The organism is Sphingorhabdus sp. Alg239-R122, from assembly GCF_900537065.1.
Classification (GTDB): domain Bacteria; phylum Pseudomonadota; class Alphaproteobacteria; order Sphingomonadales; family Sphingomonadaceae; genus Alg239-R122.
This window is the reverse complement of the sequence record NZ_UNRC01000003.1, coordinates 145,363-159,787: the sequence shown is the minus strand read 5'-3', so window position 1 is coordinate 159,787 and position 14,425 is coordinate 145,363. Positions and strand designations below refer to the sequence as shown.

The window sequence follows — 14,425 nt, the reverse complement described above, 5'->3', positions numbered from 1 at the left end:
ACCCCCTATATTGTGGAAATATGGTGAATTTGGTGTTTTTTAGGGTAGCAGCCAGATCACTGTCCCATTCTGAGTCAAAACGAAGCATCAACGCCTGATATAGCACGCCCCACCCGAAGCTTTCAGCCGGTTGCACACATTATTGGCGGTTGCATTGTTTGGCGCGATTGCACTCAGGCGATAGACAGTGCCGCCATCGACATTGGCAGCAACAATGGTTTTGGGCAGGCTTGCAATATAATCATATTTACGTGCCAGCCCGGTCCATCCCGTTTTTGCTTTTGCTTCACTGCTATACGCACCCAGTTGCACGATTACGCCTTTGGGCGTGGTAGCTTTTGGCGTATCAGCAGCGCTTTTTTCTTCCAGTGCCGAAAAAGCAGGTTTGGGCGCTTCTTTCGTCTCGGGCTTCGGCGCCTGTTTCACGGCTTTTGGCGCGGCTGGTGCGGCTTTTTTGGGTGCAGGCTTGGCCTTGGTCTCGCGTGGTTTTTCTGCCGCTTTTTTGGCCGCTGTTTCGGAATCACCGATTGCCGCCTGTTTCGGCACACCTTCGCTTGCGCTAAAGCTGGCATCACCAGTGCCTTCAAATTCCTTGCCCTGCGGATCTTCGGGTGGAATCTTGTAATCGTCTTTTTCAGCAGTGATCAGCGCACCACCGCCATCGCTGCCAGCGCCCGCTGAACTGTTCTGATACCAATATGCACCGCCCGCAATCGCGGCAAGCGCAATCAAGCCCATGAGAACGAAGCCCAGAATACGGCCTATATTGCCGCCTTCAACCTCATCATAGTCTTCGGCAGATTCCAGCCATGGCAGGCTATCATCTTCATCAAAGCCCAAACTGTCATTTTCGCCCGTCATATTGTCACCCGCCATCTACGCATTCCCTTTGGAACGGGGGCAAAATCACATCTCATTGGCTGCCTCTACCCCCATAATCGACAAGCCATTGGCAATAGTCTGCCCTATATTTTGCGCTAAGAAAAGCCTTGCCGCTGTCATTTCGGCATCATCGACCAGTAAAATGCGTTTTTCAGGGGCATCATTGCCCAAATTATAAAAACCGTGAAATGCCGCAGCCAGGTCATTCAGGTAAAATGCAATCCTGTGTGGTTCGCGGCTTTGTGCTGCAGATTCTACAATACGCGGGAATTGTGCAGCCTGCTGGACAAGTGCGATTTCTTCCTCACCCAGCCGGTCAAGATTGGCATCTGAAGGCGCAATACCGTCCGCCTCTGCTTTGCGTAGCATGGTCTGGATACGCGCATGGGCATATTGCACATAGAATACCGGATTATCACGGCTCGCCTCTACCACCTTGGCGAAATCAAATTCCATCTGCGCGTCGGCTTTACGCGTCAGCATGGTAAAACGCACCGCGTCCTTGCCGACTTCATCGACTACTTCTTTCAATGTCACGAATGTCCCCGACCGTTTCGACATTTTAACAGGCTCGCCATCGCGCAGCAGCTTGACCATCTGTACAAGTTTCACATCAAATTTTGCGTCTTCCCCGGCCAGTGCCGCAACGGCTGCCTTGATCCGCTTGACCGTGCCCGCATGATCCGCACCCCATATGTCGATCAGTTCATCAGCTTTTTGCAGTTTTTGAAAATGATAGGCGAGGTCAGCACCAAAATAAGTCCATTTCCCGTCCGACTTCCTGATCGGCCGGTCCTGGTCATCGCCAAATTTTGTCGAGCGGAACAACGGCAACTCGACCGGCTCCCAGTCTTCAACAGTTTTGCCCTTGGGCGCTTCCAGAACACCATCATAAACCAGATCACGGCTGCGCAATTCCGCTTCGGCAGCTTCCGCCTTACCTTCGACATGCAACTGTGCCTCGGATGCAAAAACATCGTGCCTGATCCCGAGTAGCGCCAGATCAGCGCGGATCATGTCCATCATGTCATTCACGGCTTCTTCACGGAACAGGACAAGCCATTCGGATTCACCCGCAGATGCATAGGTGTCGCCATATTTTTCCGCCAGCCGCTTGCCGGTAGGGATAAGATAGGACCCCGGGTACAGGCCTTCGGGTATATCCCCGATATCCCCGCCCAGCGCTTCGCAGTAGCGCAGATGCACGGAACGAGACAGTGTATCCACCTGTCCGCCGGCATCATTGATATAATATTCACGCACGACCTTATGCCCGGCAAATTCGAGCAAAGAAGCCAGTGCATCGCCAACCACGGCACCACGCACATGCCCCATGTGCATCGGACCCGTCGGGTTTGCAGATACATATTCGACATTGACGGTGCGGCCCTTGCCCATGTCAGAGCGGCCATAACCATCACTCAGTCGCGCAATTTCAGTCAACTCTGACACCCAGCACCGGAAACCAAGCCGAAGATTGATAAACCCAGGTCCCGCGATTTCAGCAGACGTCACGTCTTCCAGCTTTTCCAGTCCAGCGGCTATTTTCACCGCCAGTTCGCGCGGATTGGTTTTTGCCTGGCGCGCCAGTACCATGGCTGCATTTGTGGCAAGGTCACCATGCGACGGATCACGCGGCGGCTCTACGGTTACGCCCGTAAACTGCATATCTGCAGGCAGCTCACCAGCCGCCGCCAGATTGTCGAGCACCGCATCCACATGATCGGCAAAGCGTTTATAAATAGTCACTTTTGTGTATCCTGACATATACTATAGGCTTGCACCCGGCGGGTGCTTAGCAGCCTGTCGCATGGCGTGAATAGCCTAACTCCCATATATGTAAAAGAGTTTGGCGGCAGGCCGGTATTGATTTTACCGAAAGACGGGTTCTGGCTGAACCCTTATCGCGTCACATTATATCGCAACTGGTCACCTGAAAGCTGGAAGCCGACCAGCAGTTCAAAGCTGGTCCGGGCCAGCGCCGCACGTACAGCTGGATCCGACAGCGGGTCCACAGCTGCATCCACGTCACCGCTTTTACGCTTGCGCGTGATTTTCTCACGGATATCGGCGGGTAGTGTCGCTGCCACCTTGTCAATATAGGCCGCGCCCTGCCCCTGGGCCTGGGCGCGATATGAACCATCTGCAAAGTTGAGCGTGACAGAACCAATGCGCTTGGAAATCACGGATGTGCCACCACGAACAACAGTGGAGAAGTAAGGCAGTGTCACCTGCCGCGCTCCACTGGCGTTGCTGCGGCGGGCCTGCACATCAAATGTCGCCACAGCGTAAATCTTTTCCGACGCTTCATTACAGCTACTGCGCAGGTTGGTAACATTTGCGACAACATCAATGGCACTGGCGTCGGTGCTGCTGGCAGGGTTGAACAGTGTTATGTCACCTGTATTGTCAGGAATGGCCACAGATGGGCATGCCGATAAGGTAGATGTGACACCTACACCCTGGCCAATACGGAGTTCATTATCACCGGCACAACCGCCCAGAACGATCAATGGGGCGACAATAGCCATGGATTTAGCGCGCAATGTCATCATAATCTCGACTTTTCCTTCAATAGGTGTTTACTGGCTTCATATCCGTCCCATATGGGAAGCGCAACGCCCGTGATTGCCATGGCAGGTTGATAAAGTGCATAAAATGAACGGTAACCGAATATGAAACAGCATCTTCAGCTTTTAATTGCTGCTCCACGCGGATTTTGTGCCGGCGTGGACCGTGCGATTGATATTGTCGAAATTGCCCTGAAAAAATACGGTGCGCCTGTCTATGTGCGTCATGAAATCGTGCATAATAAATATGTCGTCGACAGCCTGAAAGCAAAAGGCGCCGTTTTTGTGGAAGAACTCGATAAAGTACCCGATGGCGTGCCGGTCGTTTTTTCCGCACACGGTGTACCCAAGGCCGTGCCGCACAAGGCGGCCCAGCGCGGCCTCACCTATGTTGACGCCACCTGCCCGCTTGTTTCAAAAGTGCACCGGCAGGCTGAACGGCAAGTCGAAGCAGGGCGGCATATTATTTTTATAGGCCATAAGGGCCATCCAGAGGTAATCGGCACTTTCGGACAGGTGGAAGAAGGCCAGATGACATTGGTGGAAACACCTGATGATGTGGCAGCACTGAACGTGGAAAATCCGGAAAGCCTGGCTTTCCTTACCCAGACAACACTTTCAGTGGATGATACGCGCGGCGTTATTGAAGCGTTGAAGAAACGCTTTCCGAGTATCGTCGGGCCAAGGGGTGAAGATATCTGTTATGCAACATCCAATCGGCAGGCTGCAGTCAAATCCATCGCTTCTTCCTGTGACCTGGTACTGGTAATTGGTGCGCCAAACAGCTCCAATTCGCTTCGCCTTGTCGAAGTTGCCGAGCGTGCAGGTATCCGTGCCCGCCTGATCCAGCGCGCAGATGAAATTGATTTTGCATGGCTAAAAGGCGTCGGGACACTCGGCCTTACCGCCGGAGCCTCTGCGCCAGAACTGCTGGTGCGTGAAGTGGTGGAAAAACTTGGCACAAAATTCAACGTGCAGGAAGAAACCGTCATCACTGCCGAAGAAAAAATGGTGTTCAAACTTCCCCGCGAACTGATGGCAGATAGCGCCTGATGGCTGTATATACACAGGTCAGTGCAGAGGACATGGCGGCATTTCTGTCACGCTATAGTGTTGGTCAGTTACGCAGTTTCAAGGGCATTGCCGAGGGCGTTGAGAACAGCAATTACCTCGTCGAGACTGAAACGGGGCGCTATATTCTCACGCTCTATGAAAAGCGTGTGAACCCTGACGATCTGCCGTTTTTCATATCACTCCTCGACCACCTTGCAGGTAAGGGTATGCCCGTACCGCGTGCCATTGCCGATAATGATGGCATGCAACTGCAGGAGCTGGCGGGGAAACCGGCCTGCCTGATCGAATTCCTGCAGGGTGTGTCGGTTACCCAGCCATCAAGTAAGCAGGCCATGGCAGCAGGTGCATCGCTTGCAGAGTTGCATGTGGCCGCCGCCGATTTCAAAACCCGGCGTCCCAATAGCATGGGCATCGCCAGCTGGAATGAAATGGCTGCGCAGTGCGGTGATTCGCTCGCACATATTCATGGTGAATTGCCAGACATAGTGAATAGTGAGCTTGCTTATCTTGAGCAAAATTGGCCCGAGGGTTTACAGCACTCGATCATTCATGCTGACCTGTTTCCCGATAATGTGCTGATGCTGGGCAACCAGGTTAAAGGCGTAATCGATTTCTATTTTTCCTGCACGGATATCCGCGCATATGACCTTGCCATCACCCATGCTGCCTGGTGTTTTTCTCCAAACGGGGAGAAGTTTGACCGCGCATTGTCAAACGCACTTTTAAATGGCTATCGCGAGCATCTGGAGCAGGACGATGCGGAAATATATGCGATGCATGTGCTGGCACGCGGGGCGGCTCTGCGCTTTACGCTCAGCCGCGCCTATGATTGGATCAACACTCCGTCCGATGCACTTGTAACGCGCAAGAATCCTATGGATTTTGTCAGACGCCTGCAATTTTACCGCGACCCGAAAAATACGGTGATGTTCGCATGAGTAAGGCAGTGGAAATTGCCACTGATGGCGCATGCAAGGGCAATCCCGGTCCGGGCGGCTGGGGCGCTTTGATTCGTTATGGGACAAAAGAAAAGGAAATATCCGGCGGAGAAGCGGATACAACCAATAACCGCATGGAGCTTATGGCCGCCATTCGCGCTTTGCAGGCGTTAAAACGTCCTTGCCGTGTGACACTGTCCACGGACAGCAGTTACGTGAAAGACGGCATTACCAAATGGATATATGGCTGGCAGAAAAATGGCTGGAAAACAGCGGCCAAGAAACCGGTCAAAAATGCCGACTTATGGCAGGAATTACTTGAAGCGGTGGCACCGCATCAAATTGAATGGAAATGGGTGAAAGGCCATGCGGGCGACGTAGATAATGAACGCGCCGATATGCTGGCCAGCGACGCCGCTATGGCAATTGCCAGCGGCGTCGCTGATCAGTTCTGATTAGCTGTTATCGACTGTGTCGGCACCAGGGCCGTTCTTCTTGATTGAATCAATAGCATTTTGCGCGCCGGCTTTGTTCGAATATCCCTCGGTAGAAAACATGATTTCGTCATTGTATTTGAAGCGAACACGAAATTCGCCAGCTTTATCTTTATAAATTTCAAAATGATGTCCCATTTTTTTCTCCTTCAGGGTTAATTTCGTAAATGACACTAACGATCTTGCTCGCCTTATACCAGAGCGCCGACTGCAAAACCTCTTTATAAAAGATTTTATGCACAAAAACGTGCAGGCGCATATGGGGCCGGGTTAATTTCCTCGACCATCGCCTTCGCGGGTTCTTCCAGTATCTGCATGCGCGCAATTTTCGCCGCAGCGGGCGCTGTCTGAATACCAAAACCGCCCTGTCCGGCAAACCAGAAAAAACCAGGATTGCCGGAATCAAATCCGTAAACAGGTAGCCGGTCAGGCGCAAAGGAACGTAAACCCGCCCACGCTTTTTCCAATCTGACAACTTTCCAGTTCACTATTTTCTCAAACCGGTCAATCGTGGTGGCGATGTCCAGCTCTTCGGGAGCTACATCTCCGGCAGCAGTTTCGGTTTCGTCATGCGGGCTGAGCCAGAGCCGGCCATTTTCAGGTTTGAAATAGAAGTTGCCATTTATATCGAGCACAAGTGGCAGGTCCCGTGAGACTGTCGGGGCCACCTGCAGCTGCAACACAGTACGGCGATAGGGTGTGATATTCAGCGGCGCCACAGACGCCATTTGCGCGATATTATCCGCCCATGCCCCTGCTGCATTGACGAGAATTGCAGCGGTGATAGTTTCACCGCCCAGCCCAAGATGCCATTGCCCGTCCGCATATTGTGCACTTTCCAGCGCCGTCCGCGTACGCAGCTGCGCACCCTGTGCCCTGGCATGGCGCAAATACCCCTGATGCACGGCGGCGACATCAATGTCGCAGCAGTCAGGCTCATAAACGCCGTGCTGATAATCTGCATCCAGCCCGCCGACATGTTGTTCCAGAACATCGCGGCCAACTTCATGAATATGCGACACGCTCCCGGCAAATGTCTCATAAAAATCCTTGAGCGCTGCCTTGTCTGATGCTTTGCCAATGGTAAGTGCACCGCGCTTCACAAGCAGGCTGTGCGCACTGATATGGCTGGGCGGGTTGGCAAACCACGGGCCTGATGCGCTGGTAAGCGGCTGCACCTGCGGGCCACCATAGCTTTCTGTCCAGAAAGCCGCAGAACGGCCGGTACTGTGGTAACCGGGAAATTCTTCCCGCTCGGCAACCATGACTTTTGCACTGCCCGCAAGCTCGGATGCCAGGCTGGCGCCCGCTATACCGGCGCCGATAATGACGATATCAAAATCGCTCATTCTGGTGCAGTTGCCCGGTCCAGAAATACATCGATGCCAGCCAGCGCCCGATCACGTATGGCATCGACCTCACGCAATATTTCATGTGCTGCTTCCTCACCAAATTCCAGCATCTCGGCCTTGGGCATGCGCTCCACGGCTTCTTCGATATTACGATGCCGTACCAGCTCGTCCGCCGAGGTGGCGACTATATATACGGGTGTATCGACACTTTCCCACTGCCTCTTTGTCCTTATATGCCGCGCGGAAGCATAGGCACGTTCGACCCAGTTCCAGCTGGCCGGTCCCATGACCAGTTCCGGCCGCTTGCCCCACCAGAACAGCTCATCGGCATAGCGGTCATCGTCATTGGTGAGCAGGCTTTGCCGGATTTCGAGCGGTGACGCGGGCTTTTCGCTCACTTTCCAGGCGGGCCGCTTGGGATTGCCAATCCATTTCATGATCCGCGTCAGGAAGTGGCCGATAGGCAATGGCAGGTTAAGCCCACGCATACCCAGCATCGGCGCAATCAATATGGCCGCATCCGGGTCCACCGCTTTTTCGATAAGTGCCCGTGCAATCAAATGCCCGCCCATCGAATGCGCCATGATAGCATGCGGCCCTGGTGTGCTGGCTTTCCATTGTTCGAAGAAGAAGCGGATATCGTCGATCCAGACAGAAAAATCCTCAATATGACCGATATACTGGCTATCGGTCATACGACCGGATCCCGCCTGCCCGCGCCAATCGGACGCGGTTATGTTCCAGCCAGCCTTATGGAAATGCGCAAATGTCTCCAGATATTTTTCATACAAATCGCCGCGCCCCGCCATGAATAGCATCGAACCACGCGCGATCGAATCATCAGGCAGCTCGGCAGGCCAGTCGAAGCGGCGAATTTTCCATCCGTCCTGCGCTTCCCAATAGCTTTCACTAGCCCCTTGCGGAATTGCCCTTCTGTCAAAGGTTTCCATATCCGTTCCCGGCTCGGTCACATCTTCACGCCCCAAAATTCATCCTTTTTTCATAGTGATCGTTAAAAAAACGGCATGGTTACTATTTGGTAAGCCATCGTTGTTATACCAATACCCATGACAGGGGAAAATCTTACTTACGGGCTCTTGGCCGCATTGGCAATCGGACTATTGCATGCTGCATATACCGATATTAAACGCCGCGAGATTGAGCATTATCTCAATGCCATGATTGCCTTGGCCGCACCCGCCTATTGGTGGGCAACAGGCATGCAGTTCTGGCCAGATATCGCCATTCAGCTGGGACTGGCTTTTGGCGTATTCGCATTTTTTACCATCATGCAAATCATTGGCGCCATGGGCGGCGGTGACGTCAAACTTCTTGGCGCACTCGCCCTGTGGTTCCCGTGGGAGATCATGTTGACCGTGGTCATCATCATGTCTGTGGCTGGCGGTCTGCTGACCATCTTCATGGCGATGATCCACACGATCAGGAGATCCAAACATAAACTCGAAATTCCCTATGGCATGGCAATCGCGTTTGCCGGCCTGTGGGTCATTGGCGAACGATATATTAACCATTTTGCCTGAAATACATACCGACAAGAAACCGTATCTGCATGGAGGCAGTATAAACCATGGATAAGAAAAAGCTGATATTACTGGTAGGCGCGCTGGTCATAGCGATAGGTACCGCCTTTCTGGCCAAGGCCATGTTCTCCGGCGCCGCTGCCCCAAAGGTAGAAGCCGCCGCACAACCGGCCCAGGGACCCAAAGTACTGGTCGCTGCCCGTTCGCTGCCCGTGGGCACAATTATCACGCCCGACAGTTTTTCCTTCCAGCCCTGGCCGGAAGACCTGATTGAAAAAGCATATTATCTGAGCGGCCAGACCGATCAGGCATCGCTGGTGGGCACAGTTGTACGCCATCCGATCACGGCAGGTCAGCCGCTGACCCAGGGTGCCATTGTGCATCCGGGTGACCGCGGGTTCCTTGCAGCAGCATTGGGCGCTGGCATGCGTGCCGTGACGGTTCCGGTATCTGCGCGTACGGGCGTGGCCGGCTTTGTTTTCCCTGGTGACCGTATCGACCTTGTCCTGACACAGACCGTGCCAGGTAAGGATGGCGGAGCGGCACTCAAGGCGTCTGAAACCATCATCCGCAACCTGCGCGTGCTGGCAACAGACCAACGTGTAAATGCGGTGAATGAGGACAATAAGTCTGTGGTTCGTACATTCAGCACGGTGACCGTTGAAGCCACACCAAAACTGGCCGAAAAAATCGCTGTAGCGCAGACAATCGGTACATTGAGCCTGTCGCTGCGGTCCATTGCGGATAACGAGGCCGAACTGGAACGCGCCATTGCATCTGGCGAAGTGGAAATCCCCGATTCCGATGACCCGGAAGCGGAAGAAAAATTCCTGCACAGTGTCGCCAATCGTCCAGTTGATACCGACAAGACCTATTCCACTGGTGGCGATGTATCGCGTTTCCAGCGCCGTACCGTCCCGCGTGCAACAAAAGCGCCCGCACCGCCAGCCGCACCGGCTGTAGGGGGGGCACCGGTACGCGCAGTGCAAGTCAGCAATCAACCCAGTGTCCGTATCTCACGCGGCAAATCAGTGACCGTTGTTCCGGTTGGAGGTAAATAAGATGACCAAAGCAAAAAAATTCAAAAGGTCGGTTATGGGCCCGGCATTGGCCAGCATGATTGCGGCAACCGCATTCACCGCTCTGACCGCCACACCCGCAGCGGCACAGGCACGTGTTGAAAAACCCAGCAACGAAATAGTGCTTTCCATTGGCCGTGGCCAGCTTATCAGCCTGCCTTCGGGTATCAGCGACCTGTTTATCGCGAATGAAGGCATCGCCGATGTGCAGGTCAAATCGAACCGCCAGCTTTATGTCTTTGGTAAAAGCACGGGTGAGACCACGCTTTACGCCAGCAATGCCAGCGGCGCGATTGTTTATTCGGCAACAGTGCGTGTCGGTGCAAACCTGGACTCAGTTGACCAGATGCTTGGCCTGGCCATGCCGAACGCCAAAATCAACGTCAACACCATGAACGGTGTTGTACTGCTTACCGGAACGGTTGCGGCACCCGAAGACGGCGCTGAAGCAGAACGGCTGGTGCAGGCCTTTGTAGGTGACGATACCCAGGTAATGAGCCGACTTCGCACTGCGACGCCGCTTCAGGTGAACCTTCAGGTACGCGTAGCTGAAGTCAGCCGCACGCTGGTGAAAGCGATGGACGGCAACTTTACCACGGTTGACCAGACGGGTGGTTTTGGCTTTGGCGCGATCCGTGGCCGTGACGCTGTTGTGTTCGACACTAATACCGGATCTGCAACCATCAACGGACAATCGGGACAGACAACAATTGCCGCCATTGCCAGTCTTTTTGGACTGGATCTCGGTCTTGCATTTGACCTGGGCGAACAGGCTGGCCTGATCACGACGTTGTCGCAGCCAAACCTGACAGCCCTGTCGGGTGAAACAGCCGACTTCCTGGCCGGCGGCGAATTCCCGATCCCAATTTCTCAGGGGCTGGGCACTACAACTGTCGAGTATCGCAATTTCGGCATTTCGCTATCATACACGCCAACCGTTTTAGCCAATGGGCGTATTTCCATGCGCGTGAGCCCCGAAGTATCGGAACTTTCTTCCGCTGGTGCAGTATCGCTCAACGGCTTTGAAATTCCGGGACTGACGATCCGCCGCGCAGAAACGACAGTCGAACTTGGCTCTGGCCAAAGCATGATGATTGCTGGCTTGCTCAGCAATAACTCGCAAAACTCGGTCGATAAGACACCGGTACTTGGCGATATCCCAGTGCTGGGCAACCTGTTCAAATCGCGCAGCTATCGCCGCGGTGAAACCGAATTGGTGATTATTGTTACACCGTATCTAGTCAAGCCGATCAATGCCAATGACATTGTCCTGCCCACCGACGGATACCGCGCACCAAATGATGCCCAGCAATTGCTGCTGAATCAGCAAAGTGACGGCGTCACAGGCGGCGATCGTCCAAAACCCGGCGTTGAAAATTCAAACCCGGCTGCACCCGAACTTGGAAGCCTTGATACAAAATATAAAGCACCCCCAAGTCAGAAGCGTGCATCGAAAAAGGGCAAGAAAGTGAAAACTGCTTCCGCTGAGCCCGGCTTCAGTTTTGAATGAGAAAGGTCGTAAGATGAAGGAATTACACATGAACAAGCTATCATCAGGCGTAATACTCGCCCTTGCCCTTTCCCTCACAGCATGCGCGGGCGGCATGGCAGATAACCGTACGCTCAATTCTGTACATCAGCCTGTTGTGTCACGCGCCAATTATGCGCTGGACCTGTCCCTGACACCTGGCGGCAGCCTGCCAGTGCAACAGCAACAGGTTCTGTCCGAATGGTTTGATGCGATGGACCTGGGATATGGCGACCGTGTTTCGCTCGACAATCCCGGCGGCAGTCTGGCCGCACGCTCCATGGTTGAGGCCGTAGCATCACGTTATGGTCTGGAAGTTGCCGATGCAGCTCCTGTTACAACAGGCAATATTGCACCTGGCGGGCTTCGCGTGGTCGTAAGCCGCTCCAGCGCCCGTGTTCCTGGCTGTCCTGACTGGGCCGGCAAGCAGGAAAATAATTTCAACAACGCCACAAGCCGCAATTTTGGCTGTGCACTGAACAGCAATCTGGCGGCCATGATAGCCGATCCGGAAGACCTGGTGCACGGCAAGGAAAGTGACGGCACGGCCGATGTCTCACATGGTGCAAAAGCGGCCAAGAAATACCGTGAAGCAGCACCGGGGAGCGGCAGTCTTGGTGGCAGCTCGGCAACAGGGGGAGGCGAATAATGAACGCACCATTTAACCCGGCATCCACGGGTGTCCGTGATCCATTTAACGCTTATGTCTGCGATGATGCGACACTTGATGTCGTACGCGAAGTTGCAGTTGACATGGGTTGGCAGCCTGAAAAGTGCAATCAGGGTGGATTGCGCAATGCAATCCAGTCGCTGTCGATCACGGCGAGCCCCAATATTTTATTGGTGGACTTGTCAGAATCAGGTGATCCGCTCAATGATATCAATGCGCTTGCCGAAGTCTGCGAACCCGGCACTGTGGTCATCGCGATGGGTCAGGTCAATGATGTACGGCTTTACCGTGACTTAATCGTAAGCGGACTGCAGGACTATCTACTCAAGCCCGTTACAGCGGACCAGCTGCGCGATACACTCGCGCAGGCACAGACCATTTTCAATGCGCCGAAAACAACTGAAGGCAACGCTGAGCACCAACATGTCAGCACTGCTGTCATTGGTACGCGTGGCGGTGTGGGAGCCAGCCTGGTTGCAACTTCGCTGGCATGGTATTTCAGTACGCAAAACGCGCGCGATACGGCGCTTTTGGACCTTGACGTCCACTTTGGCACCGGCGCACTTACCATGGACCTTGAACCAGGCCGCGGCCTGACCGACGCAATCGATAATCCCAGCCGTATTGACGGGTTATTTATCGAACGCGCGATGATCAAGGCGAACGACAAACTGTCACTGCTGTCTGCGGAAGCACCATTGAGTGCGCCGCTGATGACAGATGGTGCGGCCTTTTTCCAGCTTCAGGAAGAATTCAAGCAGGTGTTTGAATGCACCGTGACTGACCTGCCGCGCAACATGGTAGTCGATTATCCGCACCTGATGGGTGATGTAAACGTCACCGTCGTGGTAGCGGAACTGACACTGGCCTCCGCGCGCGATGCAATCCGCATTCTTTCATGGCTGAAAAGCAACGCGCCGCATTCCCGTGTCATACTGGTCGCCAATAAGGTGCAGCCAGGCAATCTGGAAATCAGTAAAGCCGATTTTGAGGCTTCGGTTGAACGCAAGGTGGATTTTGTAGTGCCGGCTGACTTTAAAGCCGTCGCCAACGCCGCAAAGCTTGGGCAGCCATTTATTGAGGCCAATAAGAATCACAAGGCCAGCGCTGTCCTGAAAAACCTGGCGGAATATGCGCTTGGCGTGGCTGAAATTGAAGAAGATGAAGAAGATGAAAGCGGTGCGAAAAAATCGCTTCTCGGAAAATTCGGAGACTTTAAGAGCCTTCTGCCCAGCAAACCGAAAAAATAAGTGAACAGGCATTTATTCGCGCACAGCTATCTGCCCGCGTGAATATGGCCACAGCCAGACAGGAATGAATATGCCGGATATTTTGCAATATATATTGCTGGTAACGGGAATCGTCTCGCTTGCCGCGCTATTGATTTTCGCTTTTTCCGGGCCATCAAAGAACAAGATTGGCGCTCGCCGCCTGCATGATATGAAGCTGCGGCACAGCGATAGCACGCAGACGACTGTCGAGGCGCAGATGCGCAAGGCCGTGGCCGCACGCAAACCGCGTATGGTCAATGAAGGTGAAAAGCAGAGCCGTATCGATATACTGGCCAATCGAATTCATATGACCGGTAAATCGTGGACCATTGCCCAATATGCTTATGTCAGCCTGGGCATCGCCATCACGTTCATGATCCTGGTGTATACGCGTTCGGGTAACCTGATGCTGTCCAGTGCAGTTGGCATCATGCTTGGCCTTGGCCTTCCCCATCTGGTGATCGGCTTCCTGATCAAACGCAGAGTGAATCAGTTCACCAGCAGTTTTCCTGACGCCATTGAATTGCTTGTGCGCGGTTTGCGTTCCGGCCTGCCTGTAACAGAAACACTGACTGTGGTTGCGCAGGAGATAGAAGGTCCGGTTGGCGAAGAATTCAAGAGCGTGACCGAACGGATCAAGATTGGCCGTTCGATGGATGAAGCTTTAGAAGAAACAGCCAAAAAACTGGGTACGCCTGAATTCAACTTCTTTTGCATCACCATTGCCATCCAGCGTGAAACCGGGGGTAACCTGGCTGAAACACTGGCCAACCTTGCCGATGTGCTGCGCAAGCGTTCACAGATGAAGTTGAAGATCCGGGCCATGTCCTCTGAATCCAAGGCCTCGGCCTATATCGTTGGCGCATTGCCCTTTATCGTATTCGGTATGGTCTGGTGGATCAATCCTACGTATTTGGGCGGCTTTTTTACCGATGACCGGCTTATTATTGCCGGCTTGGGCGGTGCTGTCTGGATGAGCATTGGCGCTTTCATCATGGCCAAAATGGTCAATTTCGAAATTTAAGG

General features: G+C 53.6%; 15 protein-coding genes. 9 read left to right on the top strand and 6 right to left on the bottom strand.

Features of this window, described 5'->3' with window-relative positions:
- Nucleotides 1–87: 87 nt before the first annotated feature.
- The 3 genes from G6Q15_RS04660 to G6Q15_RS04650 form a co-directional block, all read right to left on the bottom strand.
- The gene (locus tag G6Q15_RS04660) at nucleotides 88–876 is read right to left on the bottom strand and encodes an SPOR domain-containing protein (protein WP_164116176.1); all 789 of its coding nucleotides are present in this window, start codon (nucleotides 874–876) and stop codon (nucleotides 88–90) included.
- A 30-nt stretch (nucleotides 877–906) separates the two neighbouring features.
- Complete coding sequence (gene argS, locus G6Q15_RS04655) at nucleotides 907–2,631, bottom strand: arginine--tRNA ligase (protein ID WP_164116174.1); 1,725 nt, start codon at nucleotides 2,629–2,631, stop codon at nucleotides 907–909.
- A 152-nt stretch (nucleotides 2,632–2,783) separates the two neighbouring features.
- Nucleotides 2,784–3,434: a hypothetical protein gene (locus G6Q15_RS04650; RefSeq protein WP_205518097.1), complete on the bottom strand. Its 651-nt coding sequence runs from the start codon at nucleotides 3,432–3,434 to the stop codon at nucleotides 2,784–2,786.
- A 123-nt stretch (nucleotides 3,435–3,557) separates the two neighbouring features.
- Here G6Q15_RS04650 and ispH point away from each other — a divergent pair, with 123 nt between their 5' ends.
- From ispH to rnhA, 3 genes are read left to right on the top strand one after another with little or no spacing between them, the layout of a single operon-like run.
- Nucleotides 3,558–4,505 carry a 4-hydroxy-3-methylbut-2-enyl diphosphate reductase gene (gene ispH, locus G6Q15_RS04645; protein ID WP_164116170.1) on the top strand — a complete coding sequence of 316 codons (948 nt, stop codon included), beginning with the start codon at nucleotides 3,558–3,560 and terminating at the stop codon, nucleotides 4,503–4,505.
- Nucleotides 4,505–5,464 (top strand): homoserine kinase, encoded by a 960-nt coding sequence (gene thrB, locus G6Q15_RS04640; protein WP_164116168.1) that lies wholly within the window; start codon nucleotides 4,505–4,507, stop codon nucleotides 5,462–5,464. The genes ispH and thrB overlap by 1 nt, the downstream gene beginning before the upstream one ends.
- Nucleotides 5,461–5,919: a ribonuclease HI gene (gene rnhA / locus G6Q15_RS04635; RefSeq protein WP_164116165.1), complete on the top strand. Its 459-nt coding sequence runs from the start codon at nucleotides 5,461–5,463 to the stop codon at nucleotides 5,917–5,919. The genes thrB and rnhA overlap by 4 nt, the downstream gene beginning before the upstream one ends.
- Here rnhA and G6Q15_RS04630 read toward each other — a convergent pair whose 3' ends face one another.
- The 3 genes from G6Q15_RS04630 to G6Q15_RS04620 form a co-directional block, all read right to left on the bottom strand.
- Nucleotides 5,920–6,096 (bottom strand): YegP family protein, encoded by a 177-nt coding sequence (locus G6Q15_RS04630; protein ID WP_164116163.1) that lies wholly within the window; start codon nucleotides 6,094–6,096, stop codon nucleotides 5,920–5,922. It abuts the gene before it with no gap.
- A 95-nt stretch (nucleotides 6,097–6,191) separates the two neighbouring features.
- Nucleotides 6,192–7,307 carry an FAD-dependent oxidoreductase gene (locus G6Q15_RS04625; protein ID WP_164116161.1) on the bottom strand — a complete coding sequence of 372 codons (1,116 nt, stop codon included), beginning with the start codon at nucleotides 7,305–7,307 and terminating at the stop codon, nucleotides 6,192–6,194.
- Entirely contained in the window at nucleotides 7,304–8,296 is a 993-nt protein-coding gene (locus tag G6Q15_RS04620) for an alpha/beta hydrolase (protein WP_345940287.1), read from the bottom strand. Before G6Q15_RS04620 ends, G6Q15_RS04625 begins: the two co-directional genes overlap by 4 nt.
- Before the next feature lie 81 nt (nucleotides 8,297–8,377).
- Between G6Q15_RS04620 and G6Q15_RS04615 the strand changes: the two genes are divergently transcribed.
- The 6 genes from G6Q15_RS04615 (at nucleotide 8,378) to G6Q15_RS04590 (ending at nucleotide 14,423) form a co-directional block, all read left to right on the top strand.
- Nucleotides 8,378–8,851, top strand: a complete 474-nt coding sequence (locus G6Q15_RS04615; protein WP_164116158.1) for a prepilin peptidase — start codon at nucleotides 8,378–8,380, stop codon at nucleotides 8,849–8,851.
- Between the two features lie 47 nt (nucleotides 8,852–8,898).
- On the top strand, nucleotides 8,899–9,912 hold the full coding sequence (gene cpaB / locus G6Q15_RS04610; RefSeq protein WP_164116156.1) for a Flp pilus assembly protein CpaB: 1,014 nt from the start codon (nucleotides 8,899–8,901) through the stop codon (nucleotides 9,910–9,912).
- A 55-nt stretch (nucleotides 9,913–9,967) separates the two neighbouring features.
- Nucleotides 9,968–11,440 carry a type II and III secretion system protein family protein gene (locus G6Q15_RS04605; RefSeq protein WP_240330764.1) on the top strand — a complete coding sequence of 491 codons (1,473 nt, stop codon included), beginning with the start codon at nucleotides 9,968–9,970 and terminating at the stop codon, nucleotides 11,438–11,440.
- 28 nt (nucleotides 11,441–11,468) lie between these two features.
- Nucleotides 11,469–12,107 (top strand): CpaD family pilus assembly protein, encoded by a 639-nt coding sequence (locus G6Q15_RS04600; RefSeq protein ID WP_240330752.1) that lies wholly within the window; start codon nucleotides 11,469–11,471, stop codon nucleotides 12,105–12,107.
- Entirely contained in the window at nucleotides 12,107–13,378 is a 1,272-nt protein-coding gene (locus tag G6Q15_RS04595; RefSeq protein WP_164116151.1) for a pilus assembly protein CpaE, read from the top strand. Before G6Q15_RS04600 ends, G6Q15_RS04595 begins: the two co-directional genes overlap by 1 nt.
- Before the next feature lie 70 nt (nucleotides 13,379–13,448).
- On the top strand, nucleotides 13,449–14,423 hold the full coding sequence (locus G6Q15_RS04590; protein ID WP_240330751.1) for a type II secretion system F family protein: 975 nt from the start codon (nucleotides 13,449–13,451) through the stop codon (nucleotides 14,421–14,423).
- Nucleotides 14,424–14,425: the final 2 nt, after the last annotated feature.

Bases quoted from the DNA above. Each gene is read 5' to 3' on its own strand.
- G6Q15_RS04660 (WP_164116176.1), bottom strand. From the start codon at position 876: ATGGCGGGTGACAATATGACGGGCGAAAATGACAGTTTGGGCTTTGAT.
- G6Q15_RS04650 (WP_205518097.1), bottom strand. From the start codon at position 3,434: ATGACATTGCGCGCTAAATCCATGGCTATTGTCGCCCCATTGATCGTT.
- ispH (WP_164116170.1), top strand. From the start codon at position 3,558: ATGAAACAGCATCTTCAGCTTTTAATTGCTGCTCCACGCGGATTTTGT.
- thrB (WP_164116168.1), top strand. From the start codon at position 4,505: ATGGCTGTATATACACAGGTCAGTGCAGAGGACATGGCGGCATTTCTG.
- rnhA (WP_164116165.1), top strand. From the start codon at position 5,461: ATGAGTAAGGCAGTGGAAATTGCCACTGATGGCGCATGCAAGGGCAAT.
- G6Q15_RS04630 (WP_164116163.1), bottom strand. From the start codon at position 6,096: ATGGGACATCATTTTGAAATTTATAAAGATAAAGCTGGCGAATTTCGT.
- G6Q15_RS04625 (WP_164116161.1), bottom strand. From the start codon at position 7,307: ATGAGCGATTTTGATATCGTCATTATCGGCGCCGGTATAGCGGGCGCC.
- G6Q15_RS04615 (WP_164116158.1), top strand. From the start codon at position 8,378: ATGACAGGGGAAAATCTTACTTACGGGCTCTTGGCCGCATTGGCAATC.
- cpaB (WP_164116156.1), top strand. From the start codon at position 8,899: ATGGATAAGAAAAAGCTGATATTACTGGTAGGCGCGCTGGTCATAGCG.
- G6Q15_RS04605 (WP_240330764.1), top strand. From the start codon at position 9,968: ATGATTGCGGCAACCGCATTCACCGCTCTGACCGCCACACCCGCAGCG.
- G6Q15_RS04600 (WP_240330752.1), top strand. From the start codon at position 11,469: ATGAACAAGCTATCATCAGGCGTAATACTCGCCCTTGCCCTTTCCCTC.
- G6Q15_RS04595 (WP_164116151.1), top strand. From the start codon at position 12,107: ATGAACGCACCATTTAACCCGGCATCCACGGGTGTCCGTGATCCATTT.
- G6Q15_RS04590 (WP_240330751.1), top strand. From the start codon at position 13,449: ATGCCGGATATTTTGCAATATATATTGCTGGTAACGGGAATCGTCTCG.